The sequence below is a fragment of the Rhizobium giardinii bv. giardinii H152 genome (genome assembly GCF_000379605.1).
GTDB lineage: Bacteria > Pseudomonadota > Alphaproteobacteria > Rhizobiales > Rhizobiaceae > Pararhizobium > Pararhizobium giardinii.
In genome coordinates this window covers 1-2,602 of the sequence record NZ_KB902715.1, presented here as the reverse complement: position 1 = coordinate 2,602, position 2,602 = coordinate 1, and the positions used below count along the sequence as shown (strand labels likewise).

2 protein-coding genes and 1 pseudogene are annotated in these 2,602 nt (G+C 57.9%); all 3 read left to right on the top strand.

All coding sequences use genetic code 11. The features are described from left to right. The first annotated feature begins 340 nt into the window (after positions 1–340). The gene (locus A3AY_RS0128395; protein WP_018329063.1) at positions 341–1,975 is read left to right on the top strand and encodes a GMC family oxidoreductase; all 1,635 of its coding nucleotides are present in this window, start codon (positions 341–343) and stop codon (positions 1,973–1,975) included. 13 nt (positions 1,976–1,988) lie between these two features. Then, a complete protein-coding gene (locus tag A3AY_RS0128390) occupies positions 1,989–2,408 on the top strand; it encodes a hypothetical protein (protein WP_026203934.1) in 420 nt (139 codons plus the stop codon). An 81-nt stretch (positions 2,409–2,489) separates the two neighbouring features. Then, positions 2,490–2,602: pseudogene (locus A3AY_RS40890) on the top strand (electron transfer flavoprotein subunit beta/FixA family protein); the annotation flags it as partial.

The following is a 2,602-nucleotide window of genomic DNA, read 5'->3' as shown; positions in this document are numbered from 1 at the left end:
TAAAAGCACATCTGCTTGCGGCTCCAACTTACTTTCATGCCAAGCCATATGCCTGCGCAATGACAGCCATTAGGCAAACGAGGTTGCCGTTCGGGGGCCGAATTGTGTCTAATTTGCCCTGAGGAACCGATCTAGCTGTCAGGGACACCGGCGTCTAACTCGCTCAAGTAAGCGTAGGGGCGCCGGCGTCTTGTAAATTGCGACGGTGCTCTTGGATCGACTGCCAACATGAAAGGCATCTCGATCAGATTGAACAAGCGCAGCGGGATGCCGGCCGGAGGGCCACTGCGGATCGTTGCCAGCAGGCAGTTTCGACTGCGTGGGTCTCGAGGAGGAGCCAATGAATACCGTATCCAATGATATATATGACGTCGCGATCGTCGGCTCAGGGCCGAGCGGTGCGATCGCCGCGCGGCGTCTTGCCGAGGCAGGATTTTCCGTAGTCTGTCTCGAGCAGGGTGAATATCCGGACTACACGTCGATTAAGTTTGAGGAGCCTACGTTCGAGTTGACCCGCGACCAGGTCTTCAGCTGGAATCCGAACAAGCGCATGAACAGCGCCGACTACCCGATTAACGATTCCGAGTCGGATGTCTCCCCCTTCATGTGGAATGGCGTCGGTGGTAGCTCGGTTATCTATGCTGCCGCGTGGCACCGGTTTCAGCCCAGCAACTTCCGGGTCAAGACGCTCGACGGCGTCGCGGAAGACTGGCCGCTCACATACGACGACCTTGCGCCGTACTATACCCGGGCTGAAATTCAGATGTCTGTTTCCGGCGTTGGAGGCGATCCCTCGTACCCGCCTTTCGATCCGCCGCTTCCGCCAATGCCGATGGGTGTGCTGGACAAGAAGATGTTTGCCGCCCACGAGCGGCTGGGCTGGCATATTTGGCCGGGCACCAACGCAATTTCGACGGTCAAGCAAAATGGCATGAACCCCTGCGTGCGCAGAGGCGCTTGCATGGCCCCGGCATGTTTCGACGGTGCAAAGGGATCTGTTGACCGCACCCATTGGCCAATCAACATCAAGCTTGGTGTGAAGCTCGTGCAGCGAGCTCGCGTCGCACGAGTCGAAACCGATGACTCAGGCATTGCGACGGGCGTTACCTACATCGATCGCTCAACCGGGAAAACCCATTTCCAGCCGGCACGCATCGTCATCCTTAGTGCAAACGGCATCGGCACACCGCGCATCCTGCTGAATTCCCACACCGCGCGCTTCCCGAACGGACTTGCGAACAGCTCGGATATGGTTGGTCGAAACCTCATGATGCATCCGCACGGGATGGTCATGGGCCTTTTCGACGATCACTTCGACAGCTGGCAAGGTCCGACGGGACAGCGTGCCTACTCACAGCAGTTTACTGAGACGCAGCCCGATGTGGGATTTGTGCGCGGTGCCAAATGGCAGCTCATGGGGACGGGGGGACCGCTCGGCACCATTGGCGTTTGGCCTTGGGGCAAACGCGCCGGGTGGGGAGAGGAATTTCACAAAGCTGTCTACAAACGTTTCGGTCGCTCTGGAATGTGGTCGATCATCGGCGAAGATCTCCCAAATCCGGAGAACCGCGTACTTATCGACCCGGAACTCAAGGATGCCGATGGCATTCCGGCTCCCAAGGTTGTTTATCGCTGCGACGAAAACTCGCGCAAGCTCGTCAAGTGGCATGAGGAGCACGCGGCGATTTCGTTCAAAGAAGCTGGTGCCTACGAGACTATTGCCGCCCCTGACTCGCGCGAGACGGGCTGGCACATTCTTGGCGCGGCGCGGATGGGCAATAATCCCGAAACGTCTGTCGTCAACGCGTTCAATCAGGCCCACGACGTTCCGAACCTGTACGTCATCGATGGTAGCGTTATGCCAACTTCCGGGCCTGTAAATCCGACAGGGACTGTCGCCGCACTGGCACTTCGTGCTGCAGAGGCCATAGCAATGACACGGCGTGACCAAGTTGTATCGTCCAAGGTCGCCTAAGGGGAGTGAAATCATGTCTGTGACTTACGAAGATATTCAGCCTCAACTGTCTTGGCTCTGCGACGCCATGATCCCCGGAGATTCCGAACTTGGAATGCCATCGGCCAGTGCTGCCGGCGTTCAGGAAAGACTGTTACCGCGGGCGCTCAAAGCGCGAGCAGATCTTGCGCCGAAATTTGTCGAGCTCGTTGCGGCCTTACCGGCGCAACTGCCAAGCGACCCGCTCGCCGTCATCAATGCTCTTCCGGTCGACGACCTGGATGTTATCGGACTTTTCATCGCCGGGTCTTATTTCTCCGACGTCGCGGTGCAAAAGGGGCTAGGCTTCACTGGCTATCTCGCACTTCCGATGGATCCCGACTACGACGAAATCATGGCTACGGTTGAGCCCATCATTGAGCGGGGTCCTTGCTACGTGGAGGTCACCGCTTAGTCAGCTCGAGAATGAGGACGGCGGACGGCGCAACGGGCCGCACGCCGTCTCAACAGCCAGGAGGAGGGTGTAGGAAGTCCCATGAAAATATTGGTTACTGTCAAACGGGTCGTCGACTACAACGTGAAGATCCGGGTCAAGCCGGATGGCTCCGGTGTCGAGCTTGCCAATGTGAAGATGTCGATGAACCCGTT